Below are 25178 nucleotides of genomic sequence, written 5' to 3'. Positions count from 1 at the left end.
CCTGCGCCGGGTCACGGCGCGTGGGCGTTGACGACCCGGCTGCATGGTCGGGCGCGGGTCGGATGCTCGTCGGTGTCGAGCGGTGGGTCAGGATTCGTGGTGCTGGGCGGTGGCCGTCGTGTTGGTGGTGAGCCACAGTGCCTCGACCGGCTGATCCGTGCGATTGGCGATCGAGTGAGGCGTCTGCGACGAGAAGTGGATGGCTTCGCCCGGCTGCAGTTCGACCTCGTCGTCGCGTAGACGCAGCCACAGCGTCCCGGAGACGACGTATGCCACCTCCTCGCCGTCGTGCACGGCGAGGGGCGCGATGGTCGCCGTGGGCTGCACGCGGAAGAACATCGGGTTGAGGACGCCGTGGGCGACGTCGGCGGCGAACGGGAAGTACTCGCGCTCGCCCACGACGGTGCGCGTCGTCGCGTGCTGCGGACCGCGCCACACTCCGTACTCGGCTTTCGGCTGCACAGGAGCGGCCCCGGCGTTGAGCACGTCGCTCGGGTCGATCTTCAGCGCGTGCGCGATGGAGAACAGCGAGGTCAGGGAGAGCGAGCATTCGCCGCGTTCGACCAGGGACAGGAAGCTCGGCGACAGCCCGGACGCGGCGGCCAGGTCGCGCAGGGAGAACTTGGCTTCGCGGCGGAATTCCCGCAACCGCGCACCGACCGCGACCAGCGACGACGCGAATCGGTCGTCTCCCGCGGCGTCGTCAGCGGACAGCGCGAAGTGGGAGTCGGCGGTGGAGACCGCTGTGGCGGCGTCGGTCGTCACGGTGGCACCTTCTTTCGGCGGGTCGCGGACGGCTCTATTCAACCGGAATTCGATCGGATCGCCGCGTTGTCGGAATGAGCATATTCTGCACACTGCCCGTCGTCAATACTGCACAGCATGGGCGTCAGGTTCCATTTTTACGGGCATGTAAAAGAAGCGTGTCCAGTATTGACGCACAATCGTGTATCCCGTTACTGTCCATACAACCTCATCCGCCATTCCACCCCGGTTCCGGAAGGACGAAACGCATGGACCTGCGCATCCTCGGCGTCTTCATCGCGCGGAGACTCCTCGGCCTGGTCGTGCTGCTGCTGATCATCTCGTTGCTCGTCTTCTCGCTGATCTACCTGGCGCCGGGCAACCTGGTGGACGTCCTCCTCGGCCTCGGTGAGAAGTCGCCGGAGGTCGTCGCGGCGATCCGGCAGCAGTACCACCTGGACGAGCCGTTCATCGTCCAGTACCTGATCTGGCTCGGGAACGCCTCTCACTTCGACTTCGGCCGGTCGATCATGCTCAACCAGCCGGTGACCACCGCCATCGCCTCGCGGATGTCCGTCACGCTCTTCCTTGCCGTCTACGGCTTCCTCGTCGCCGCGGTCGCCGGGCTGGTGCTCGGCACGGCCGCCGCCGTCAAGCGCGGCACCGCGACCGACCGCGGCGCCGTCGGCCTCGCCATCTTCGGCGTGAGCGCCCCGACCTTCGCCACCGGCCTCATCCTGCTGTGGGTGTTCGCCATCCAGCTGGGCTGGTTCCCCGTGATCGGCGCGGGGGACGCCGACTTCGGCGACCGGTTCTGGCACCTCACCCTCCCCGCCCTCGCCCTCGGGATCACGGGGACCGCGTTGATGACGAAGATGACGAGGGCGGCGCTGATCGACAGCCTCGAGCAGGACTACATCAACTTCGCGCGCAGCAGAGGAGTCGGGGCGGTGCGCATCCTGTTCGTGTACGGGCTGCGGAACTCGCTCATCCCGATCGTCACCGCCGCCGGCCTCGTGATCGCCACGACGCTGACCGGCTCCGTCCTCATAGAGCAGACCTTCAGCCTGCAGGGCATCGGCTCACTCCTCATCTCGTCGATCAACAACAAGGACATTCCCGTGGTGCAGGGCACGACCATGCTGATCGCGGTCCTCGTCGTCCTGGTCAACCTCATCGTCGACCTCAGCTACTTCGTGATAGATCCGCGCACCAGGATGAAGGGGGCGATCGCGTGAGCGCCGTCGTCGCAACGCCGGAGCCGCTGGTCAGGACGCGCACAGGCAAGCGCTCGGTGCTCGTCGGGTTCTCCTGGGTCATCGTCGGGCTCGTCGTGGTCTGCGCGGTGTTCGGCCAGTTCATCGCGCCGTATCCGGCCGGTGCTCAGAACCTCACGGACACGCTGGCCGGGCCGTCGCTGTCGCACCTGCTCGGCACAGACGACCTGGGCCGGGATGTGTTCTCCCGCATCATCGTAGGCGCCCGCTCGGCTCTGATGGGCCCGACGGTGATCGCCATCGGCGCGATGCTGATCGGCACGCTCCTCGGTCTCACCGCCGGCTACCGGGGCGGCTGGTACCAGACCCTGGTGATGCGCTGGGTGGACCTGATGTTCGCCGTTCCGCAGTTGCTGATCGCGATCGTCGTCGTCGGCGTGCTGCAGGGCACGTACTGGGAGGCCGTTCTCGTCCTCATCGTGCTCACCGCTCCGGCGGACACCCGGCTCTTGCGCGGCGCGACCGTCGCGCAGCGCAACCTTCCGTATGTGGAGGCGCTGCGGGTCGTCGGCGTCCCGTCGAGGCGCATCCTGGTCGGCCACGTCTGGCCGACCCTGATGCCGCTCACGGTCGCACAGACGTTCCTCAATTTCGCGACCAGCATCGTCACGCTCGCCTCGCTGTCCTTCCTCGGCCTCGGCGTCGCGCCTGGTGCCGCCGACTGGGGCAGGATGCTCGCCGAAGGCCGCGACCTCGTCGCGATGAACCCGTGGGCGGCGGTCGGGCCGGGACTCGCCATCGCCCTGACCGCGGCGAGCATGAACATCGTCGGCGACTGGCTGCTGGAGCGACTGGGCGCCAGAGGGAAGGCACGCGCATGAGCATCCCCACCGAACCGCTTCTGACGGTGTCCGGCCTCCGGGTCACCGCCGCCGTCGACGGCGAGCTGCGTCCCCTGGTGGCCGGCGTCGACCTCAGCGTGTCCGCCGGCGAGACGGTCGCCATCGTCGGCGAGTCCGGCTCGGGCAAGTCGATGACGGCGCGCGCCCTGATGGGGCTGCTGCCCGCAGGCGTCACGGTCGACGGCAGCGTGCGCTACCGCGGAGACGAGCTGCTGCCCGGCAGCAGAGGGCGCCGGCTGCACGACGACTTCGCGATGATCTTCCAGGACCCCTTCACGATGCTGAACCCGTTGCTGCCGAGCGGCAGACACATCAGCGAGACGCTCCGCGACGGCCGGGGTCGGCGGCTCCGCGGAGCCGCGGCGCGTGCCGTTGAGATCGAGCGTCTCGCCGAGGTGGGCATCCACGATCCCAGCGTGGCCACCCGCTACCCGTTCGAGCTGTCCGGCGGAATGCGGCAGCGCGTCGGGATCGCCGCCACGCTCGCCTCCAATCCCACGCTGCTCATCGCCGACGAGGTCACCACCGCCCTCGACGTGACGACGCAGGCGGAGATCCTGCAGCTGCTCAGGAGCGTCCAGCGCGCGAGGAACGTCGGCATGATCCTGATCACGCACGATCTCAGCGTCGCGTTCTCGATGGCCGACCGCGTCTACGTCCTGTACGCCGGCCAGCTGCTTGAGCAGGCGCCGAGCGCTCGGATGCTGGCCGAACCGCTGCACCCGTACACCAGGGGCCTGCTCGAGTCCGACCCTCCGCTCGACCACCGGGCGGCGTCGCTGTACTCGATGCCAGGGTCGGTCCCGCAGGCCGCTTCGGTGCTGCACCGCTGCCCGTTCGCCGACCGGTGCGCGTGGGTGACCGACGACTGCCGTGCCGGCGCGACGCCGCTGCGCGAGGTCGGCGGGGAGACCGGGCGGCTCTCGGCGTGCATCCGGATCGAGGAGATCCGCCCGCAGGTCGCTGCGGCGTCCGCGCCGGCGAGCGTCAGCACGGCGACAGCGGTGGATGCGGGGACGGACGGAGAGGGCTCCGACGCGTTCCTCTCCGTCGTCGGCCTCCGCAAGGAGTTCACCCGTGGCGGCCGGACCGTCGTCGCCCTCGACGGTGTATCCATCGAGGTCGCTGCCGGTGAGAGCGTCGGCATCGTCGGCGAGTCCGGGTCGGGAAAGACCACGCTCGGCAGGAGCATCGTCGGCCTGGAGACGCCGAGCGACGGCAGCATCCGGATCGGCGGCGTCGACGCCTCCGACTACGAGTCCCTCGGGCACGGACAGGTCGCCCAGCTGCGCTCTGCCGTGCAGATGGCGTTCCAGGACCCGTTCTCCACGCTCAGCCCGGCGCGCTCGATCGGCTCCGTGCTGCGCGAGGCTCTGCGGCTCGACGACCCGCGCGCCTCGACGGCGGATGTCGCCGAGCTGCTCGGCCTCGTCGGCCTCCCTGCGTCGTATGCGCGCCGCAAGCCGGCGTCGCTGTCGGGCGGGGAGCGCCAACGCGTCGCCCTGGCCCGCGCGCTCGCGCGCAAACCGCGCCTGATCGTCTGCGACGAGATCGTCTCTGCGCTCGACGTCTCCGTGCAGGCGCAGATCCTGAACCTGCTGAACCGGCTGCGCGCCGAGCTCGGCGTCGGCTATGTGTTCATCACCCACGACCTCGCCGTCGTGCGCCAGATCACCGACCGCGTCTACGTGCTCCACCGCGGTCGCCTGGTCGAGCATGGGCCGACCGGCTCCGTGCTCGACGAACCACGAGAGGAGTACACCCGTTCGCTCGTGGCCTCTGTGCCGCAGAACGCGATCGCACTGCCGTAACCCGCATCATCAACCCTCGAGAAAGTGAACGTCGCATGATCACATCCCGCAGAAGGACGATCCTCGTCGCGGCAGCAGCCGCGGTGACGGCCGCTCTCGCGCTGACCTCGTGTTCGCAGAGCAATGGATCGAAGGGCGCCGCAGCAGGCTCCGACGACATCCAGCTCAAGTGGGCACTCGCCTCCGCTCCGCGTGCCCTCGACATGTACGGGGACTTCAGCTCCAACGCGAACATCGTCGACAGCCTCGTCTATGAGTCGCTCGTGAAGCTCGACAACCTGAAGCTCGAGCCGTCGCTTGCGACCAAATGGGAGGCGACGACGCCGACGACCTACGTCTACACGCTGCGCGATGACGCCACATTCTCCGACGGCAAGCCGGTAACGGCGGACGACGTCGCGTTCTCGTTCAACCGACACATCGCGGACGGCTCCACCTCGGCCAGCGTTTCGCACCTGAAGACGCTGAAAGAGGCGAAGGTGACCGGCGAGCACGAGGTCACCATCGAGCTCACCCAGCCGGACGCCACCTGGATCTACGACCCGCTGTTCGCGCCGATCGTCGAGAAAAGCGTCGTGGAGAAGGCCGGAGCGCAGTACGGCGCCCCTGGGACGACCGTGGTCGGCTCCGGACCGTACACGGTCGCGTCGTTCGATGCCTCGAGCGGTATCAAGCTGGAGCGCAACGAGAAGTACTGGGGCGAGAAGCCCGACGTGGCGTCCGTGTCGTTCAGCTACATCGCGGACCCGAGCGCGCTCTCCCTGGCGCTGCGCTCCGGCGATGTCGACGGCTACTTCGGCATCGCCCTGTCGAAGGTGTCGCAGTTCAAGAACGTCTCGGGCGTGACCATCGAGCAGGGTGACGGTCTCGCCACTTCTTCCCTGATGTTCGACGTCGAGTCGAAGCCGTTCGACGACATCCACGTGCGGAAGGCCATCGCTTCCGCCTGGGATGCGGAGAGCTTCACCAAGAACGTGCTCGGCGGCTACGCGAAGCCGGCCAACGCGATCGCATCGCCAGGGTTCTGGACGAACCTCGCCGACGCGGACGAGGTCTCGAAGATCTACGACTCGATCCCGACCATCGACTTCGACATGAAGACGGCGAAGGCCGAGCTGGCCAAGTCGAGCGTGCCGGACGGCTTCACCACGTCGATCAGCTACCCGGATGCACGCCCGGAACTCGGACAGGCCCTCCAGGTCCTCGCCGAGAACCTGAAGAAGATCGGCATCACGCTCAACGTCAAGGAGATCCCGTACCAGCAGTGGGTGTCGCTGATCAGCGGCAGCCACGAGAACCTGACGATCCAGATCGCCCAGTGGAACCCGGACTACCCGGACCCGAGCGACCTGATCCTCAGCCAGTACCCGTCGAGCCACGCTGTGCCGAACCAGTACAACCTGTCCAACTACAAGAACCCCGCTGTTGACACCATGATCGACCAGGAGCTCGCATCCACCGACCCGGAGGAGCGCAAGACCCTGATGACGTCGATCCTGCAGACGGTGGCGAAGGACGTCCCGAACGTCAACCTCTACTGGCCGAGCACGCTGATGGCGATCCGCGCCCCGTATGAGTACAGCGGGTACAACGGCATGTACTCGTCGGAGCAGTGGACGTACAACATCACCAAGAAGTAGCAACGCTCCGGGCGGCGGCGAACTGTGCACGCCGCCGCCCGGCGATCATCACCGCAACCAAAGGAGCTCACCGAACCATGACCGACCGCCTCTTCGACCCAGCGCGCACCGCCTTCATCTCCATCGACATGCAGAAGGGCGTGGCGAGCCACGACTCGGTGCCGAACTCCGCCTCTGACGTGATCGCCCGCGTGGGCAGCATGGTCGAGGCGGCCCGCGCCGGCGGCGGACTGGTCGTGTACGTGCGCACCAGCTTCCTGCCGGACGAGTCGGATGCGCTGCACCCGAAGATGGACGTGGCCAGGCCGGCGAAGCCCGTGCGTCCTGCCGGGTGGGACGAGCTGGTGCCGGAGCTGCAGCCGCTGCCCACCGAACCGGTCATCGTCAAGCGCAGCTTCGACGCGTTCTACGGCTCCGACCTCGACCTGCAGTTGCGCAGGCACGGCATCGACACCATCGTGATCGCGGGGATCTCCACCAACTTCGGCGTCGAGGGCACCGCGCGCAGCGCGTACAACCACGGCTTCGACGTCGTGTTCGCCGAAGACGCGATGGGGACAGGCTCTGTCGCCATGCACGAAGGCTCGCTGGCGAACGTGTTCCCGTACATCGGGCGTGTGCGCACGGTGGAGCAGATCGTTGCGGCGTTCACGGCGACCGACAGCTCAGAGGCGGCGGCCTGATGGCGGACACGCCGACGGGACAGGTCGGCACGGCCATCGACGACCGATTCGCCTCCGCCGAGCGCTTCACGACGCTCCGCGGTCTCCGTGCGGAGGCCGAGCGCCAGCTCTCGCCGTCGGCGTGGAACTACCTGTGGACGGGGACAGGCGACGAGCGCACCGCGGATGACAACACCGCCGCGTTCGACCGCCGTCAGTACACCACCCCGCTCTTCGCCGGGATCAGCAACCCGGACACCAGCACGACGGTGCTCGGCTACGACCTCGGCTTCCCCGCCTTCACCGCGCCGTTCGGCGGGGAGGCGACATTCCATCCTGACGGTCACCTGGCCGTCGGGCGCGCGGCAGAGCGGGCCGGCATCCAGCAGATGGTCCCCGTCGCCGCTTCGTACTCCCTCGAAGACGTCGCTGCGGCGTCCTCGGTCGCCTCGGTCTTCCAGCTGACGTTCGTCGGCGAGGAGGACCACGTGGTCGAGATGATGCACCGCGCCGCGGACGCCGGCTACCGGCACATCTGCGTGACGTACTCGCCGATCCGGCAGTGGAGGGAGCGCCTGCTCGAGGATCGCTTCTCGCCGCGCACCAACCTGGCGGAGTCGAACTTCGGCCAAGGACGCTCCGACCCCGCGCCTCTCGTAGAGCTGCTCGAGTTCACGCAGCCGCGCTGGAACTGGGAACAGGCGAAGCGGGCGATCGCGCGCTCACCGCTGCCGTGCATCGTGAAGGGCGTGCAGTCGGCGGACGACGCGCGCGCATCCATCGACGCCGGCGCGGTGGGACTGTACGTCTCCAATTACGGCGGCCGCACGATCGACCGCACGGCCGCCACCATCGATCTGCTGCCCGAGATCCGCGCTGCGGCGGGGCCGGACATCCCGATCGTCCTGGACTCCGGCATCCGCAGGGGCAGCGACATCGCGACGGCCATCGCCCTGGGCGCCGACGCTGTCGCGCTCGGACGTCTGGTCGCCATCGGCCTCGCCGCGGACGGAGAGCGCGGCGTCCTGCGCACCCTGGAGCTGTTGCAACAGGAGTTCTGGACGACGCTCGGACACCTCGGCGTCTCCAGCGTCGCCGAACTGTCTCCCGCCGTGTTCCGGAATGCGCGATGAGGGTGGTCGTGGTCGGGGCCGGCTCGATCGGCGCCCACGTCGCGTACCGGCTCCGCGAGCACGGCGCTGACGTGGTGCTGGTCGAGTCCGGAGCTCCCGCCCAGGGAACCAGTTCGTCGTCGTTCGCCTGGCTGTCGTCGTTTCCGCAGATGAGCTGGACGGAGGAGGCCGGACGCGCGGCGCTGCGGCGCACCGTGCACCAGCGCTTCCACGAACTCGCCGACGAGCTGGGCGGTGACTGGGTGCACTGGGTCGGCACCCTCACCTGGGGCGCGCCGGCCGAACGCGCAGCACTGCACGACGCCGCGCTCGTCTGCCGGGAACGCGGTGTGGACGTCGCGATCCTCGACGCAGCGACGACGACGGGCCGGATGCGCGGTCTGCTGGTCGAGCCGGACGGCGAGTTCATCTTCGAGCAGGACAGTGGCTGGGTCGACGCTCCCGCGCTGATCGAGCGCCTGATCGCGCGTTTCCAGGACCTCGGCGGCACCCTGCTGCGCGACACGCGGGTGGTCGCGCTGCTGCGCTCCGGCGACGCCGTCAGCGGCGTGGTGACCGACAGAGCAGGAACGATCGAGGCGGACGCGGTCGTGAACGCCACCGGAAGCTGGGGCAGCCATCTGGCGGCCCTCGGCGGTGCGGCCATCCCGCTCGACCTCGTTCCCGGACTGATGATCTACACGGACAGGGTCGACCCGGCCACCGTCCCCTCCTGCGTCATCGACGCGCCGACCTGGCTCAGCCGTCCAGACCCTTCCGGCGGTGTGGCGATCCACTGGCGCGGAGAGGGCATGACGAGCGTGCACGGTGCGAACGGGTGGTCGGCCGAGCGCATCCTGGCCGACGTGGCGCGGAGCCTGCCGGCGCTCGCCTCGTCCAGAGTCGCGCGCACGAGCGTCGGAATCCGCCCGATCCCTCCCGGCGGCCCTGTGGTCGGCGCGCTGCCGTGGACGCCGGGGCTGTACCACGTGCTGTCGCACGGCGGCATCGGCTGGGGGCCCGTGTGGGGCGACCTCGCCGCTCGCGAGCTGCTGCACGGCGAGACCGTGCCAGAACTCGCCGCCGCCCGCCCGGAGCGGTTCTACCACCAGACCCCCGAAATCGGCCGGTTCGCCGATGATGCCGAGCAGCCGCCTGTCTCCGTCGCGCACTGACCCATCCACCTCCTCGAACGGACTCCCATGAACATCTCCTTCCTCGGCCTCGGCCGGATGGGCCGCGTCCTCGCCCAGCACATCGTCGACGCCGGCCACGACGTCACGGTCTGGAACCGCACGCCATCACGGGCCGACGCGCTGGTCGCGGCGGGCGCACGACGCGCGGCGACCCCTGCGGATGCCGTGGCGGGCGCCGACCTCGTCGTCACGGCCTTCTTCGGTCCTTCCGCCGTTCGCGAAGCCGTCCTCGACGGCGAGCTCCCGTTGTCCGACACGACGGTCTGGGTCGACGTGACCACGGTCTCGCCGGAGGACGCGACCGTCTTCGCATCCTGGGCGCGCTCGGCGGGCGTCCGCTACGTGCACTCTCCGGTGATCGGCTCGCTCGCCCCTGCCGCCAACCGATCACTCGGCGTACTGGTCGGGGGAGACGCCGCGGACCGAGCCGTCGCCCTGCCGATCGTGTCGCTCTGGGCGGACCCCGCGCGGCTGTGGGAGTTCGACGCACCGTCGAAGGCGGCGGGCGGCAAGCTCGTCGCCAACCTCGCGCTCGCAATTTCGATGCAGGGCCTCGTCGAGGCCATCGACCTCGGGCACGCCACCGGCCTCAGCACGGAGGAGGTGCTGACCACCCTGACCGGAACCGGCCTCGGCGTGATCGCTGGGATGAAAGGCCAGACCATTCGGGCGCGCTCGTTCGGCGACACGCAGTTCTCCACCGACCTGATCGTGAAGGACATCGGGCTGATGCTCGCCTCGGCCGACCGTCCGCTTCCCGCACTCGTCACCGCATACGCGGCGCTGACCACGGCACAGGATGCCGGCAACGGCGACGACGACTTCTCCGTCATCGCCGCGCGGGCCGCGGCCGGCTGAGGAGGCGACCGTGCACCTGGATGCGGAGGTCGGCGTCGTCGGCGTCGGGACGATGGGAAGCATGGCGCTCTGGCAGCTGGCGCGCCGGGGCGTGGCGGCGATCGGCTTCGAGCAGTTCCGGGTCGGTCACGAGCTGGGCGCTGGTGTCGGGGAGGCGCGCCAGTTCCGGGACAGCCTGCTCGAGCCAGACGTGCGGGACATCATGGCGGTCGCCGAGCGCGAGTACCGTCTGCTTGAGGACGAGAGCGGGCTGACGCTGCTGACCATGACCGGCGGGCTGACCATCGGACGCCGCGACTCCGCGCTCATCCGGGAGCTGACCGGCCGGATGGTCGCGGCCGGAGAGTCCCCGCTGCCGGTCGGCCGGGCGGAGCTGCACGAGCGCTTCCCGCAGCACGTGCTCCGCGACGACGATGTGGCGCTCTGGAACGACAGGACCGGCTTCGTCCGGCCGGAGCTGTCGATCGCCGCCGCCGCCTCGACGGCTCGCGCCGCGGGTGCCGAGGTGGTCGAAGGCTGTGCGATCACGGCGATCGAGCCGTACGACGATCACGTGCTCGTCCGCTCAGCCGACCGCGTCTGGGCGCTCCGGCAGGTGATCGTGACCGCCGGACCGTGGATCTGGCGCCTTCTCCCGCAGGATGCTGTGCCGGGCGGTGACGTCGGCCGGCTGCTGCTCACCTGGTTCCCGACCAGGGACGACGCGTCGTTCTCTCCAGAAAACTATCCGACGTTCACCCGCGAGGTGGACGGCGTCACGCTGTACGGACTGCCGAGCCTCTGGTCTGGCACGGCCCGCGTCGGCTTCGCCGGACCGCGCTCTCGGCTGTCCGACCCGGACGAGCTCGACCGTGCGATCGTCCCGCAGCCGGAGATCGACCTGATCGAGCGGCTGGTCGGCGAGCTGATTCCCGGCCTGGTGCCGTCGGTGGTCCGCACGGGCACCCATCTTGATGCGTACACGCCGGATGGTCAGCCCCTGATCGGGCGGCTCGGCGCGAGCGACCGCATCCTCGTCGCTGCGGCGTTCTGCGGGCGCGGCTTCAAGATGGCTCCGGTGGTCGGCCGCATCCTGGCCGAGCTGGCGATTGACGGACGCAGCCGGATCGACGTGAGCCGGTGGGCACCCGGGCGGTTCGCCTCCTGAGTCACACGGTCTCGGTCACGAACGCCGCGACCGACGACACCAGCAGCTCCCGCACGGCGGCAGCGCCGAACGGCGACGACGCGAGCACCTTCATCCCGTGGTCGGCTCCTGGAACCGCGATCACCCGAAGACCCGGGCGCGACGCCGCCGCGACCTCGGCGGACACCGTCGCCGCGGTCCCGAACGTGTCGCGGTCGCCCTGCAGCACGAGCACGGGAACCTCCGGCGTCAGCAGTTCGTCCAGCCTGCTCTTCTCCGTCCGGCCGGGTGGATGCAGGGGGAACGCCAGACACACCACGCCGGCGGCCCCCGTGGATGCGGCCGTGCGGCACGCCACGCGGGCGCCGGCGCTGCGGCCGCCCACCAGCAGGGGCAGGCCGTCGGCGATTCGGGCGACGGGGGAGGCCGTCTCGAGCCAGGCGGTGTCGAGGGCGGCGGGCCGCGACGCGACACGTTTGCCTGCGACGCGCCAGGGCTGCTCGTAGCGGATGACGGTGATGCCGTGGCGAGGGAGACCGGCTGCGAGAGCGGCCAGGTCGGGCGCGCCGATGCCTCCACCTGCTCCATGACCGAGGCAGAGCACCACGCGCTGGTCGGTGGCGGCGTCCACGGTGAGGCGGCCGGGGCCGAGCGTCGTCTCCACGGTGAGGAGGACGGAGGCGGCGGGTGCGGCGACGCCTGGCTCGGGTGCGCCGGGTTCGGGTGCGCCGGGTTCGGAAGCTTGGGGGTGAGGCGTGGCGGACATGGGACCGACGCTACCGCTCGCGCTGGACGCGCGGGGAGGGACGGCCAGCGGCAGACCATACCGTCCACCTTTTTTAGAGTTTCTCTCACGTTTAACTGGCGTGTCGTGTGTGGGAGAGAGCACAATGGGCCGCGTCACGACCTTCTGCCGGTCGTCGAGGGGTCGGTCCAGGCACGCAGCTGGCCGGCGACACACAACAGCAGGGTCCGACGCCGGACACACAGAAGTCTGGCGCACCAGCCGAAGTCGGAGCATAATCTCCCCGTCAGCGGCATGAATCCAGACCACAGCGCTGGAACCGGCACCCTGCTCTCGAAGTCATTCGATGAGAACGGTAAGCCCATGGCTGCAGGGCAGAACAACAGAAAACGACAGGACAGACAACGCGCGACGGGCGGCGCAGGGGCCGCACCGGAATCCGCGGCCGGGTCCAGGAGAGCGGCATCGGCCGCCCAGGACCAGGAGACCGCGAACGCCGGCGCCGCGCGCGGCCGGCGGGCGTCGGCGAAAGCCGCACCCGAGACGCCCCCGGCCACCACTGGTCTCCGCTTCGCGGCGTCCTGGCGGCGCGTCGGCCACCCCGGCATCGCCTTCGGCGGCCCTGACCCCAGCCCAGGTCCCGGCATCCCGCGCTTCCCGGGCGCCCCACCCTTCGGCGGCGTGCACCCTGGGCTCCCACGGCACGACCCGGATGCGCGCGCAACGATCGTCGCCGACATCATCCGGCCGGACGACCTGGTCGCCCTCACCGTCACCTTCACGGGATGCACGCTCACCGACAGCGCGAACCCCACCGTGACGCCTGACGCGCCGGCCGCCGCACCAGCCGCGGGCGAAGCCGCCGCGCCGACCATGACCGTCGACTTCGCGTTCCAGCACCTGCACGAGGAGGCGCTGTACGAGGCGCCGACCGGCCCGCCGGCGCTCATCGTCGACCCTGTGACGGGGAAGCCCATTCCGGACACGGCGACGCCCTCCCCGGCCGGCGCCACCGTGCATCCGATCGTCGGGCACCGGCCGGCGCGCGGGTCGCGGCTCGTGTTCTCCGTGCCGCAGGGGGAGAGCATCCCGTTCACCTCCGCCGGGATCCTGGCGGCGATCACCAGGCTGACGCCCGTGCTGCATCCCCTGGCCGCGCCCTCCGGCACAGCGCCCGCACCGTGGAACCCCGGCGACAACCCGGCAGCAGCGAACCAGGGGAACGCAGGAGCAGGCGGGTTCCACCAGCGCGTGGTCGTCGGAAAGGGCATCATCGCCACGCTCACCGGCAGCGGTGTCGTCCTGCACGCCGCGACCGCAGCCCAGCAGCGCACGGTCGCGGGGCCGGTCACCCTGGACAACCTCGTGTCGACGGCGAAGGTGCTCGGTCAGGTGCGCGCATCCATCGCGGCCGTGCGGCCCGTCGTATCGGACGGCGTGAAGCTCGGCGGACTCGACGAGAGCCTGGCAGGCGCCATCCCGATCGGCCCCATCGGTCGCGGCCCCATCGGCGGAGTCGGCAACCTCCCTCGCACGCGCCCGATCCTCAGCGACAAGCCAGACTCTGGGCAGACCGCCATCGAAGCACCGTTCCGGCTGATGATCTCGCCGACAGCGGACGGCCGCTGGGCGCACGCGGTCGCGCCCGTGCCGAGCGCGACAGCGCCAGGATTCGTGGAGCTGTGGCACTCCAGGCTCGGGGTCGCCTCCGACGATCCGGCCGCGCCGGACGAGCGCGACGCCGACCACCGGGTGATCCGCGCGATCTGGACCCGCGACCGCGACAGCGTCACCGCCGCAGACTGGCAGTCCGCGGCCGTCGACCAGGCAGGCGGCGCATTCACGGTTCCTCCGGTCGGCGGAGACTCCCCGTTCCGCGCGTCGCTGAACGCGGCGGACCGGCATCGGCTGGTGCGGCAGACGTCGGAGTCGTGGCTGGCCAAGAACAGACGCAGCCGCATCGACCCGATCCCGGTCGGTGCGAAAGCGCTGTGGCTGTCCGGGCTCGGCGCGACGCTCGACCTGCACGGGGCGTGGCCGACCCTGCCGTACTCGCTGGCCGGGCTCGCCTCCGTGCTCGCCTGGGATCACCAGGCGCCGTTCGGCCGCGACCAGTACGTGCGCGTCGCATACCCGGGATACCTGTTCCCGCTCGGTCACAAGGCCGCGCTCATCAAGGTGACAGAGCGCAAGATGAAGGCCGCGACGGGCGGATCGTACGCCGGGCTCTACCAGCGGAAGTTCATCGTGCTGCTGGAGCGCTCGCGCAGCTATGACGGTCAGCGCGACTTCCCGTTCGCCTCCATCGAGCTGCAGCCGTTTGTGACACCGGTGATCGACGATCCCGGCGCCTCGGAGAACTCGTCGTTCTGGCCGACCATCGCGGGCAAGCGATTCCTCTGGGTGGTCAACACCGTCGACCGTGACGCGCAGCCGATCCGGCTGAGCTTCCCGATGCTGTGGGTGAGCGAGTCGGTGCAGCCGCCCGACTTCGCCACCGTCATCCACGCGAAGTACGACGACGACCCCGACCGCGAGGTCCCGGCGCACGGTCAACGGGTCGCGTTCGCGCCTCGCCCTGCCACCGGCGCCGGGGATGCGCAGGCGGAGACGCAGACCATCCGGCTCCTCGGCACCCCGGTGGTCGGCTCGTCCACCCCGACGATGAGCTCGGCCGACGTCGTGCTCCCTGCCGTGCAGCACCTGTCAGCGACGCCGAGCCTGCCGGTCGCGTACGCCAAGCAGTTCCTCTCCACCGGGCTGGATGCAGGCAACGCCGGCCAGGTGTGGGCGAACGTGCTGGCCGATGACGGCACCATCGCGGCCGCCGACTTCCCCGACCTCACCGCCCACGGCATCCCGCTGCCGTCGCTGTCGTTCGGCGGCTCAGGCTCGACCAGCGGAACGGACAAGGGCGGCGGGTTCATCGCGCCGAACCTGCCGATCCGTGGCGTCTCGGCGCTCTCCGGCCCCGTCGGCGACATCGACAACGCCATCCACCAGGACTTCGACCCCGTCGCCTACCTCAAGGGCGCTCTGCCGAAACTGTTCGGCCTCGTCGACCTGGTGGATGTGATCGAAGCCATCACCGGCGAACCGCTCAAGCTCCCGAAGGTCGTCTCGCAGGCCGTGCAGCTCATCGAGGGCTTCATCGACGACGTGCAGCGGCTGCGGGATGCGGCCGAGCAGGCGGTGCGGGATGCGCAGCTCGCCGTCGACAAGGCAGCAGACCGGTCGAACGACGCCGTCGCCAAGGCCACAGCCATCCGCGACCAGGTGCTTGCGGCGAAGGACGCGATCGTCGCCATCGTCACCGATTTCCCCGGTCAGCTCGCCGGAGCCGTCGCATCGCCGCCCACCGTCAGCACCGCGCAGCTCCAGGGCACGATCGGCCAGGTCGGCACCGCGCTCGACGGCGTGCTCGCCATCGACGGCCTCCCCACCTTCGCCCGCAACCAGCTCACCTCGCTGAAGAAGGCCATCGACCCGGTCGTCGCCGATGTGGACGCGGCGCTCAAGGCCATCGACTTCCTCCGCGGCCTCGCCTCGGACACCCCGCAGGTGCGGTTCCGGTTCGAGTGGACGCCGGAGATGAAGTCGTGGCCCGCCGGAGCAGACCCCATCCTGAGCCTGAAGAAGGACAGCCTGGTCATCGCCATCGACGGCCGCGCGAGCGCGACGGGGGACATGACCGTCGACGTGCTGGCCGAGCTGCGCGACTTCCAGCTCAACCTGCTGCCTGGAGCGCCGCTCATCCGGGTGCCGTTCGAGCACATGTCGTTCAAGGCCGGCTCCAACGGCAAGACCGACGTGGATGTGGTGCTCGGCGACCTGAAGTTCGTCGGCCTGCTCTCGTTCGTGGAGGTCATCAAGGAGCTGATCCCGTTCGACGGGTTCTCCGACCCGCCCTTCCTGGACGTCTCCCCGTCCGGGCTGAGCGCGGGTTTCACCCTCGCGCTGCCGAACGTCGCCATCGGCGTGTTCAACCTGTCGAACATGTCGCTCGGCGCGGACGTGCAGGTGCCGTTCCTCGGCAAGTCCGTCACGGTCGGATTCAACTTCTGCACCAGGGAGCGGCCGTTCACCCTCGCCGTCGTCTTCCTCGGCGGCGGCGGCTGGTTCGGGATGCGCATCGGGCCGAAGAAGCTGGAGATCCTGGAGATCGGACTCGAAGCCGGCGCGTGCCTCGCGGTCGACCTGGGGGTCGCCTCCGGTTCGATCTCGGCGATGATCGGCATCTACATCCGGCTCGAAGCCGACAAGGGTTCGCTCACCGGGTACTTCCGGCTGCGCGGCGAGGTGGATGTGCTCGGACTCATCTCCGCCTCGATCGAGCTCTACATGGAGCTCGTCTACCAGTTCGACACCGGGAAGATGATCGGCAGGGCGACCATCACCGTGCAGGTGAAGGTGCTGTTCTTCTCCGCGTCCGTGCAGATCAGCGCCGAACGCCAGTTCGCCGGGTCCAACGGCGACCCGAGCTTCCGTGAGGTGATGTGCGAGCCGGACGGCGCCTCGCCTGCGTGGGCCGACTATTGCGAAGCATTCGGAACGGAAGGGGTGCCGGCATGAGCACCGAGACGTTCATGACGACCGTGCTGCCGCGGTCCACGAGGCAGGACGCCGACGCGCACGTATCGGTCTTCATCAGCCCGAAGCTGGTACCGGATGCGGCGTCCGCCAGGCTCGACACATTCGCGCTGTTCCCGCACTGGGCAGCGCTCGTGCTCGACGGCGCGACGATCGAGCTCGCCGACGACAACGGAGCGCTCGCATCCACGGTGGCGACCGCCGCGGAACTGGCACCGGACGCGACGGTCTGGGACACGATCTTCCCTCCAGACACCCCGGTGTCCGGCAACCCGGTTCCCCGGCTCGACCAGAACAGGTGGCGTGGTTTCTCCGCCCGCTCCGTGCACGACATCGGCAAGCTGGTGCACCTTGCGACCGTGCTGTCCGACCCGACGAGCCCGCCTGCACCGTCCGCGCATCCCCTTGCCGAGCAGGCGCTCGGCATGGCGCAGCGCTGGCCGAGGCACGACACCCCCGACCGTCGCAACCTCGAATTCGACGAAGCGCGGCTGACAGCCTTCCTCGACGAGATCGTCGAGACGGATGCGGAGCCGCAGGAGGTCTCGCGGAAGATCGCCGCGAACGAGGACTGGTTCCTGCGCGCGCTCGGCGAGCTGCATCGCGCCAGGCGGTACTACGAGCGACCGGAGTCGGAGCAGCCGTACCAGGAGGTGCCGGACACGCAGCCGACAGGCCTGCCGCGCCAGGGGCCGGAGTTCCACGAGCGGGTCGGCACGATCGGCGACCACGCAGCGCTGCTGCGGAAGACGGGGCTGGTCGTCGACCTGAAGGTGAGCGACCCGTCCAGGCTGCTGACGTCGCGCTGGCTCACCGCCGTGGTGGCTGTGAACGGGAAGACGACAGCCTGCCGCCCGACGCACGTGTTCGTGCGTGCGCTCGGCGACGGGACGTTCGTGACGGTCGCGCAGACAGGGGACTGGGTGGACGGTTCGCTCGCCCTCGGCGACGACAGCCTGTTCTCGGTGCTCGACCTGGATGCGGACGGCACGGCGCTGAAGACGGAGCGATTCGTCTGGACTCTGCCGAGGCTGCTGCACGTGCAGGACAACGACGACCCCGTCAACGCGGCGACGCCCGCGATGCGCGCGAGCGGCCTCACCGTCTCCCGCGCAGAGGAGGCACAGAGCGCGAAGGACCAGCTCGCCCACCAGGCGGCGCTCGAGACCACCTCTGTGCCCGACCTGTTCACCGAGCAGGTGACCAGGGGGATGCGCGTGGAGGTCTGGGACGACACCGTGCGCACCTGGTCGTCGCTGCACGCGCGGATCGCCGACGTGGCCGCGCGGCACGACGACGGCACGTACACGCCGGTCTTCACCGGCCTGGCGGAACAGGGCTTCATCCAGGGGACCGCTGCCAACCAGACGCCGGGAGACCCCGCCAACCCGGTCAATGTGCACGAGGCCGTGTTCGGCTGGGAGGGCTGGAGCCTGTCCGCCCCTCGACCGGGCAAGCGCGTGCGCAACGAGCAGCAGGTGGTCGACGGGCGCGAGCAGACGGTGGAAGTGGTCGAGGACGTGCCGGACGACGTTCCGGACCCGACGCATCCCCTGCGGTTCGTCAACCGGGTGGCGCCTGGGACGCTGCCGCGGCTGCGATTCGGGCGCTCGTACGCGTTCCGCGCCTGGCAGGTCGACCTCGCTGGGAACACCCGCGCCGACGAGCTGAACCCGCAGCCGCTGCCCCCGGGACCGCCGCCGGAGGCGATCGCGGCCGGCCTGCAGACCGCGCCGCCGCCGCTGTTCGACGCACCGGGGGCAACGATCGGGCCGGTGCTCTCCGGCCTGCGCGACGGGACGGCGGCGCTTCACGAAGCGCGGATCGCTGTGGAGGACGCCGCACGGGTCGCCGCAGAGACGCCGGCGACCCGTGGGCAGGCCGACGCGGCGGGTGCAGCGGTCGGGGCGGACGCGGTGGATGCCGCCGGCACGCTGCGCTCTGTCTTTTCCGCAGCGCCGCCGGCCGCGGTGATCGACGGTCTGCTCGGCCGGGTGAGGGCCAGGGCGCAGGGGACGGGGGTCGCGCGCGTCGCGATCGCCACGAGCGCGGCGGTCGCCGACCGCCGCAGCCTGGTGGACGCGGCGTTCGCCGCCGCCGTCGTCGACCCCGCAATCCCGTTCGCCCAGCCGACGTCCACGCGCGATCCGGCGAGGCTCGCGGCCGTCGCGGCAGCACAGCTCCGCGGCCAGCCGGAGTTCCAGCGCGCGGGTGGGGCGCTCGATCCCGCGGTGGTCGCCGGGGCGGTGCTCGCCGCGATGAAGAAGGTCACGCCGCTGGTTCCCTTCCTGCGCTGGGACCCCATCCCGTCGCCGGCGCTCGTGCCTCGGCGCCGCTACACGGAGGGGGAGTCGCTGCGCGTGCTCGTTGTCCGCTCCGGGGTGACGCAAGACCCGGACACGCTCGCGATCACGGTCACCGACCCCGCCGCGTACGCCGCAGGCGTCCCCGCGTCGCTCGGCTACGCCGCCGACACCGGACGCCACCTCACCGCGCCGAAGACCAGCCAGATCCAGGCAGAGGAGCACGGCGAGTTCGACACGGCCATCGGCTCCGACCAGGCCGCGTCGCAACGCGCGGCGCTCGCAGCGATCCTGCGCGAGAACGGCAGCTTCTTCGACATCGACGTGGCCGACCTCGCGAACGTGGGGGCGCGCATCCCGCAGCCGGGCATGGCGCTGCTCAGCCAGACCCTCGAACCGGACGGCAGCCAGCCGGTGCCGTCCCCGGCCAACGGGCTCAGGATGCTCCCGCTCCGGTCGGGCGAGCTGCCGGACCCCGACCCCGCCGTCGAAGCGCTGCGGCTCCGGCCGGGCGACGCGCCGGCGCCAGGGCAGTATGTGGTGCACGACGTCGACGAGCTGGAGCTGCCGTATCTGCCTGACCCGATCGCGGACGGCGTCAGCTTCGTCTTCCCCGAGGCAGGGGCGGGCCGCACCATCAGGTTCCCGTTCGGCACAGAGGGCTTCACGGCCGCATACCAGGGCGAGTGGCCGGACAGGAAGCCGTTCCTGCTGGCGCTGGAGGGCGGGGACGTGCTGGACGCCGCGGTGGCGGGCAGGAGCATCCGGTTCGTGCTGCCTCCCGGCGATGTGCAGCGCGCGCGCCTGGCGAGCAGCCTGGTGCGCGCCCGGCTCGACTGGCTGGGGATCTGGCGCAGCTTCGCCACGGTGCTGCAGCAGACGCCCGAGGTGCGCGAGGCCGCAGTCGACGGGTGGCTGTGGGGGCTGACGCCGTTCGAGGACCTGACCTTCGTGCACGCCGTTCCCCGGCCGCTGGAGGCGCCGCGGCCGACCGTGCTGCACGCGCTGCGGCTGCCGGGGGACACCGCGTCGTTCCTGTTCGGCGGCGTCGACGTCGACGGGCAGAGCACGGACAGCATCACGGCGCAGGCGTCGTGGGACGAGCCGGTCGACGACATCACCCAGGATGCGCCGTCCACGGCCCACACGGATGCCATCGCGTTCACCACGCCGATCCTCCCCGAGGAGGACATCGCCGTGCTCGCCGGGCACGACGGGCTGATCACACTGCCGGGCTACGGGCCGCTGCGCACCCACGAGTCGACGCACCGCTTCGCCGACACCAAGCACCGCACGGTGTCGTACTTCTTCCGCGCGGCGACCCGCTTCCGCGAGTACTTCGCCCCCGAGCTCCTGCGCGGCGACCCCGCGAACCCGCTCGACGACGGAGCGAGCGTGATCGGGGAGACGGTGGAGGTGTCCGTGCCGTCGAGCGCGCGCCCCGCCGCGCCGGTCATCCACTCTGTGCTGCCGCTGTTCCGCTGGAACGAGGGTGTGGAACCGGAGCAGCCGATGGCGCGCAGGGTCACCAGGCAGGCCGGGGTGCGCATCTACCTGCAGCGTCCCTGGTATTCGAGCGGGGACGGCGAACTGCTCGCTGTGCTGCTCGCGGCGAACGGCAACGACGTGTTCGGCGAGCCGCCGGACGACCCTGGGACCGGTTTCCCGTACGTGAGCCAGTGGGGAGGCGACCCGCTCTGGGTGAGCGCCCCCGTCGCCGCCCGGCCGCTGCAGACGGTGCAGCTCGACGACCTGCTGCACTCCTCCGGCATCGACGACGAGCCCCGCCCAGGCCGGCCGGTGACCCCGGCTGTCTCGCTCCCGCTCCCCGCAGGGGTCGCGGACAGGAACGTGCTCGCGGTCGGCTACCGGCCGCAGTACAGCGCGGAGCGGAAGCTCTGGTATGTGGACATCGCGATCGACCCGGGCACTGCGTTCTGGCCGTTCGTGCGGCTCGCCGTCGCCCGCTATCAGCCGGACAGTGTGGCGGGGGAGCACCTGTCGTCTCCGGTGCGCTGCGACTTCGTGCAGCTCACGCCGGAGCGCATCGCGAGCGTCAGCCGCACCGACGACACGCATGTGAGGGTGGTGGTCAGCGGCACGCGCGGTCTCACCCGCGACACCACGGCGCCCCGGTTCGGGCTGGAGGGCGCGTTCGCGCGGCCGGTGGATGAGAACCGGCTGCTGGTGGCGAGCATCCAGACCGTCGACCCTGCGATCGGCGGCGACCTCGGCTGGCGCACCGTGGCGACGGAGGAGCTGGTGCTGCGCGGCACGGGAGCGAACGCGTTCGAGGGCGCCTGGGTCGGCGAGCTCGACGCCGGCGAGGTGGTGCCGCTGACCCGGCCAGGTCACAATCCCGCCTGGCGGGTGCACGTGGAGGAGTGGGAGCGGTTCCCCGGCGATCCGCCGGCCCCGGAGGACCAGCGCGTCTACCCGGACGGCCGGGTCTGGGAGCAGCGCCTGATCTTCGCTGCCGACATCGAGCTCTGACCCCCGCAGCCTGCGACTCTGTCGACTCCGAGAACTCCGAGAACTCCGAGAACTCCGTCCCGACGGTGATCGTGCGGCCGGGAGGCGCGGAATCCGTCGCTACGGAGTCGCGGGCGGCGTGTCGCCCGGAAGCTCCTTCGTTCGGCGCGGCCGCACGAAGACGAGCAGCGCCAGGTGCACCACCGCGAGGGCCGTCGCAACGCTCACCGCCGCCAGCCAGGTGGATGCGGTGGTCCCGCCGGTGAACAGCAGGCCGAGCATCGTGGTCGCCACGATCGCGCCGACGTAGCGCGCGGTCTGGAAGATCCCCGCCGCGACACCGGCGTCCTGGGGGCGGGCCGCCGCGTACAGCGCCTGGTTCATCGCGATGCTGACCACGCAGTACGGCACGCCGAGCACGGCCGTGAGCACCAGCACGACCACCGGGGCCGTCGTCGCGGCGCCGACAGCCAGCAGCCCAGCGCCGACGATCAGCGCCGACGCGCCCCAGAGCAGCGTGGCGCGCACCCCGACGCGCTCGATCGCCCGCGCGGCGAACGGCGTCGCCACGATGGTCACCGCCGCGAGCGGGAACATCAGCAGGCCGGTGATCCCCGCCGAGTACCCTCCGTGCTCCTGCAGGAACTGCGGCAGCCCGAAGAACGCCGAGTAGTAGACGATGTTGAAGATCGCGAAGCACAGATACACCATCAGCAGGCGCCGGTTCGCCGCGAGCAGCCGCAGGTCGAGGAACGGGTGCGCGGTGCGCAGCTCGCGCCAGACGAACAGCGCGGCGGCGGCGATGCTCACCGGGAGCAGCCACCACAGCGGCTGCGGCCGCAGGTCGAGCAGGAAGACGAGCATCGTCGCCAGCGCCGTCACGAACGCCACGATGCCGGGGATGTCCGACTCGGCGACAACCTGCCGCAGCGGTGCCCGCACCCGCTCCGGATCGCGCGGGGCGAACAGCCAGACCCCGGCGAAGGCGAGAATGGCGATCGGCACGTTCACCCAGAAGATGGCCTGCCAGCCGAGGAAGGTCACCAGCACCCCGCCGAGCACGGGCCCGATCGCCGCCCCGGACGTGTTGGCGATCTGGATGCGCCCAAGCAGCCTGGGCGTCGCCGTGCGGGAGCCTGCCGCTGCCGACCCCGCCGTGATCGAGCGCAGCATCGCGATGGCGGACGGGAAGGCCGTCGCCGTGCCGACGGCGAGAGCCACCCGCCCGGCGCACACCGCGAAGAAGGAGGACGCGAACGGCGTGAGGGCGCAGGCGACCACGACCACGAGCATCCCGAACAGGAACAGCCTGCGCGGGCCGAACCGGTCGGCGAAGCGCCCCATCAGCGGCTGCCCGGCCGCCGAGGCGAGGTAGAACGAGGTGATGACCCAGGTGACCGTGGCGATGTCCACGCGGAAGCTGTGCTGCAACGAGACCAGGGCGACCGCGATCATCGACGAGTTCAGCGGGTTGAGCAGCGTCCCGACGCTGAGCGCTGCGACGGCGGCGCCCGGGCGCTTGGCATCGGTCACGGCGTCCAGCCTACGACGACCGAGACGGGGTCTATGGTGGCGGCATGACCATCAGCGACGACGACACCCGCCACATCGCCCGTGCCGTGCAGCTCGCGGCCCAGGCACTGGATGCGGGCGACGAGCCGTTCGGGTCCGTGCTGGTCGCGGCCGACGGAACGGTCCTCGCCGAGGACCGCAACCGCGTCGGCAGCGGGGACGACACGATGCACCCCGAGTTCGAGCTGGCGCGCTGGGCCGCCAGGAACCTCGACCTCGACGCCCGCGCGAGCGCGGTCGTGTACACATCGGGGGAGCACTGCCCGATGTGCTCGGCTGCGCACGCCTGGGTGGGGCTCGGCCGGATCGTCTACGCGGCGTCCGCCGAGCAGATCGGCGGCTGGCGCGCATCCTGGGGTGTCGCGCCGTCCGTGGTGAGCGCGCTGCCGATCGTCGCCGTCGCCCCAGGCATCCCGGTGGATGGACCCGTTGCGCCGTTCGACGACGATGTACGGGCGCTGCTGCAGCGCGCGGCCGGACGCTAGTCGTCGAGGTCGGCAGTGGTGACCGGCACGGTGGCCTTGTACGGATAGGCGGGCATCGACGAGAACTCCTCGTCGTCGTCCAGCTCGTAGACGTCGTAGGCGAGCGCGCCTCCGAACGTCGTCGCGACGCGGATCTCGCCCGGTGGGCATCCGCCGATCAGGGGGACGATGACGACGCTGTCGAGCGTCACCCCGTCCTCGTACAGGAGGGCCGCTTTGATGGTTCGCGTGAGAGCGTCCATGCCGCGGAGCATACGACCGGATACGCCCCGCCGTGCGCAGGAAACGCGCACGGTGCCGAAACCGGAATCCGACTTGACGCGGCGACCGGTGCAGGCGAAAGTGGACCCCGGAGAGGAACTGAATGGGAACGCTGATCTACGACGGGACGGACGGCTTCACCTTCGACGATCGCGTGCTCGCTCACCTGCAGGCCGTGATCGCGACGAAGCTCCGCCGCAGGGAAGGGTTCCTGCTGCTCTGGATCGACAGATCCGGCGCCACGGAGGGCACGCTGCGGTCGATCTGGCTCGACCCGTCGATCAGCATCCAGTTCGTCTTCACGCACGCGAGACTCCCCGAGCTGAACCGGGAATGGCTGACCATGCTGACCGAGCGCGCGAACAGCAACTCCGGACTGCTGCTCGAGGACGAGCTCAGGGCCGAGATCCGCGAGGAGGTGCCGGAGGGCACGTACCGGGCGTCGCGGACGAAGCGCGCTGAGCGGGCGGAGTGACCCGATGGGAAAGCTGATCTACGGGTACGGAGAAGAGTACGACTTCGACGACAGGGTGCTCTCGCACGTCAAGATCGCCATCGTCACCAAGCTCCGCAGGCACGAGAGTTTCCTGCTCAACTGGGAGATCCCGCCTGAGCAGGGCGGCGGCAGGATCAGCCTGTGGATCAGTCGCGAACTGCCGATGGCGTTCGTGTTCGCCGGCAGCCGTCCGCCCACGCTGAACGAGCAGTGGATGGAGGCGCTCCTCCAGTCGAGTCAGCGCACAGGCGGCATGGTGATCATGCCGGAGGAGCAGGCGGAGGCGCATCTGCGGGACCCCCGCTAGACTCTGCGGAAAGCGTCCGCGACGAGGGGGGACAACGGCACATGTCGTTCCAGGCATATCTCGACAACATCGAGGAGAAGACCGGCAAGACGCCGCGCGAGTTCATCGAGCTCGCGAAGGAGCGCGGGTTCGGCGAAGGAACGAAGGCCGGCCCCATCCTGGACTGGCTGAAGACCGACTTCGACCTGGGCCGCGGCCACGGGATGGCGCTGGTCCACGTGATCACGAAGGGCCCGAGGATCAGCACGAAGTTCGTCGGAGACGACGGCACGCACGGCGACGAGTCTGAGACGCTGTGGCTCGACGGTAAGGCGAACAAGCCCGCCTGAACGCGCCGCCTCGGTCGCCGCAGGCGTCTCGGGAACTCACGGCCGGCGTCCACTGTTCCGGACGTACGATCAGCCCATGATACGAGTGGAGAACCGCCACGGCGATCGCGCCGGACGAGCGGCGGAGTGGCTGGATGCCCGGCTCCTCCCGATCCTCGGACCACCCCCGATCGGCCCGTACGATCCCGAGAGCCCGAGGACGGCTGAGGCGAGCGTCTGCCCGCTGTGCGGCAGAAGGATCGACGAACACGGACGGGAGCAGGACCACGGTCACACGTTCCTGCTCTGCCCTGCTCCGTCGACCCAGCAGTTGCAGGTGAGCTGACAGCCACGGGATGCACGCCGCGGGG

The 25178-nt window shown here is 70.3% G+C and carries 20 protein-coding genes; 16 read left to right on the top strand and 4 right to left on the bottom strand.

From position 1 onward, the window contains the following. Window positions 1-87: 87 nt before the first annotated feature. Window positions 88-765: a helix-turn-helix domain-containing protein gene (locus ACIRCZ_RS06560; RefSeq protein ID WP_402850883.1), complete on the bottom strand. Its 678-nt coding sequence runs from the start codon at window positions 763-765 to the stop codon at window positions 88-90. Window positions 766-1013: 248 nt separating this feature from the next. On the opposite strand from ACIRCZ_RS06560, the gene ACIRCZ_RS06555 reads away from it, so the two are divergent. The 9 genes from ACIRCZ_RS06555 to ACIRCZ_RS06515 all read left to right on the top strand — a co-directional run bounded on the left by ACIRCZ_RS06555 (window position 1014) and on the right by ACIRCZ_RS06515 (window position 11289). Further along, the gene (locus ACIRCZ_RS06555; RefSeq protein ID WP_055895629.1) at window positions 1014-1982 is read left to right on the top strand and encodes an ABC transporter permease; all 969 of its coding nucleotides are present in this window, start codon (window positions 1014-1016) and stop codon (window positions 1980-1982) included. Then, window positions 1979-2842, top strand: coding sequence for an ABC transporter permease (locus ACIRCZ_RS06550; RefSeq protein ID WP_200949642.1), 864 nt, complete (start codon window positions 1979-1981; stop codon window positions 2840-2842). Before ACIRCZ_RS06555 ends, ACIRCZ_RS06550 begins: the two co-directional genes overlap by 4 nt. Beyond that, entirely contained in the window at window positions 2839-4674 is a 1836-nt protein-coding gene (locus ACIRCZ_RS06545) for a dipeptide ABC transporter ATP-binding protein (RefSeq protein WP_402850878.1), read from the top strand. Before ACIRCZ_RS06550 ends, ACIRCZ_RS06545 begins: the two co-directional genes overlap by 4 nt. Window positions 4675-4709: 35 nt before the next feature. Next, complete coding sequence (locus ACIRCZ_RS06540) at window positions 4710-6314, top strand: ABC transporter substrate-binding protein (protein WP_402850875.1); 1605 nt, start codon at window positions 4710-4712, stop codon at window positions 6312-6314. Window positions 6315-6391: 77 nt separating this feature from the next. Further along, a complete protein-coding gene (locus ACIRCZ_RS06535; RefSeq protein WP_055895633.1) occupies window positions 6392-6997 on the top strand; it encodes an isochorismatase family protein in 606 nt (201 codons plus the stop codon). Then, the gene (locus ACIRCZ_RS06530) at window positions 6997-8109 is read left to right on the top strand and encodes an alpha-hydroxy acid oxidase (RefSeq protein ID WP_402850871.1); all 1113 of its coding nucleotides are present in this window, start codon (window positions 6997-6999) and stop codon (window positions 8107-8109) included. The genes ACIRCZ_RS06535 and ACIRCZ_RS06530 overlap by 1 nt, the downstream gene beginning before the upstream one ends. Then, window positions 8106-9263 (top strand): NAD(P)/FAD-dependent oxidoreductase, encoded by a 1158-nt coding sequence (locus tag ACIRCZ_RS06525; protein WP_402850868.1) that lies wholly within the window; start codon window positions 8106-8108, stop codon window positions 9261-9263. The genes ACIRCZ_RS06530 and ACIRCZ_RS06525 overlap by 4 nt, the downstream gene beginning before the upstream one ends. 27 nt (window positions 9264-9290) lie before the next feature. Continuing rightward, entirely contained in the window at window positions 9291-10142 is an 852-nt protein-coding gene (locus tag ACIRCZ_RS06520; RefSeq protein ID WP_402850865.1) for an NAD(P)-dependent oxidoreductase, read from the top strand. Window positions 10143-10152: 10 nt separating this feature from the next. Then, entirely contained in the window at window positions 10153-11289 is a 1137-nt protein-coding gene (locus ACIRCZ_RS06515) for an FAD-dependent oxidoreductase (RefSeq protein WP_402850862.1), read from the top strand. 1 nt (window position 11290) lies between these two features. Here the strand turns inward: ACIRCZ_RS06515 and ACIRCZ_RS06510 are convergent, their stop codons facing one another. Next, window positions 11291-12034: an alpha/beta family hydrolase gene (locus tag ACIRCZ_RS06510; RefSeq protein WP_402850859.1), complete on the bottom strand. Its 744-nt coding sequence runs from the start codon at window positions 12032-12034 to the stop codon at window positions 11291-11293. Between the two features lie 342 nt (window positions 12035-12376). Here ACIRCZ_RS06510 and ACIRCZ_RS06505 point away from each other — a divergent pair, with 342 nt between their 5' ends. Next, entirely contained in the window at window positions 12377-16585 is a 4209-nt protein-coding gene (locus ACIRCZ_RS06505; protein WP_402850856.1) for a hypothetical protein, read from the top strand. Beyond that, window positions 16582-21399 (top strand): hypothetical protein, encoded by a 4818-nt coding sequence (locus tag ACIRCZ_RS06500; RefSeq protein WP_402850854.1) that lies wholly within the window; start codon window positions 16582-16584, stop codon window positions 21397-21399. Before ACIRCZ_RS06505 ends, ACIRCZ_RS06500 begins: the two co-directional genes overlap by 4 nt. A 99-nt stretch (window positions 21400-21498) precedes the next feature. Here ACIRCZ_RS06500 and ACIRCZ_RS06495 read toward each other — a convergent pair whose 3' ends face one another. Continuing rightward, a complete protein-coding gene (locus ACIRCZ_RS06495) occupies window positions 21499-22911 on the bottom strand; it encodes an MFS transporter (RefSeq protein ID WP_402850851.1) in 1413 nt (470 codons plus the stop codon). 44 nt (window positions 22912-22955) lie between these two features. Here ACIRCZ_RS06495 and ACIRCZ_RS06490 point away from each other — a divergent pair, with 44 nt between their 5' ends. Continuing rightward, the gene (locus ACIRCZ_RS06490) at window positions 22956-23435 is read left to right on the top strand and encodes a nucleoside deaminase (protein WP_402850848.1); all 480 of its coding nucleotides are present in this window, start codon (window positions 22956-22958) and stop codon (window positions 23433-23435) included. Here ACIRCZ_RS06490 and ACIRCZ_RS06485 read toward each other — a convergent pair. Then, a complete protein-coding gene (locus tag ACIRCZ_RS06485; RefSeq protein WP_055896531.1) occupies window positions 23432-23677 on the bottom strand; it encodes a hypothetical protein in 246 nt (81 codons plus the stop codon). The genes ACIRCZ_RS06490 and ACIRCZ_RS06485 overlap by 4 nt on opposite strands. A gap of 122 nt (window positions 23678-23799) precedes the next feature. Between ACIRCZ_RS06485 and ACIRCZ_RS06480 the strand changes: the two genes are divergently transcribed. From ACIRCZ_RS06480 to ACIRCZ_RS06465, 4 genes are all read left to right on the top strand, one after another. Continuing rightward, window positions 23800-24171 (top strand): hypothetical protein, encoded by a 372-nt coding sequence (locus ACIRCZ_RS06480; protein ID WP_055895655.1) that lies wholly within the window; start codon window positions 23800-23802, stop codon window positions 24169-24171. A gap of 4 nt (window positions 24172-24175) precedes the next feature. Beyond that, on the top strand, window positions 24176-24499 hold the full coding sequence (locus ACIRCZ_RS06475) for a hypothetical protein (protein WP_055895657.1): 324 nt from the start codon (window positions 24176-24178) through the stop codon (window positions 24497-24499). A gap of 41 nt (window positions 24500-24540) precedes the next feature. Beyond that, window positions 24541-24828, top strand: coding sequence for a DUF4287 domain-containing protein (locus ACIRCZ_RS06470; RefSeq protein ID WP_402850843.1), 288 nt, complete (start codon window positions 24541-24543; stop codon window positions 24826-24828). Window positions 24829-24904: 76 nt separating this feature from the next. Beyond that, the gene (locus ACIRCZ_RS06465; RefSeq protein WP_157480377.1) at window positions 24905-25153 is read left to right on the top strand and encodes a hypothetical protein; all 249 of its coding nucleotides are present in this window, start codon (window positions 24905-24907) and stop codon (window positions 25151-25153) included. Window positions 25154-25178: the final 25 nt, after the last annotated feature.

The organism is Leifsonia sp. NPDC102414 (assembly GCF_044765685.1).
GTDB lineage: Bacteria > Actinomycetota > Actinomycetes > Actinomycetales > Microbacteriaceae > Leifsonia.
The sequence above is the reverse complement of the archived record's forward strand: the minus strand, read 5'-3'. Positions and strand labels throughout refer to the sequence as shown.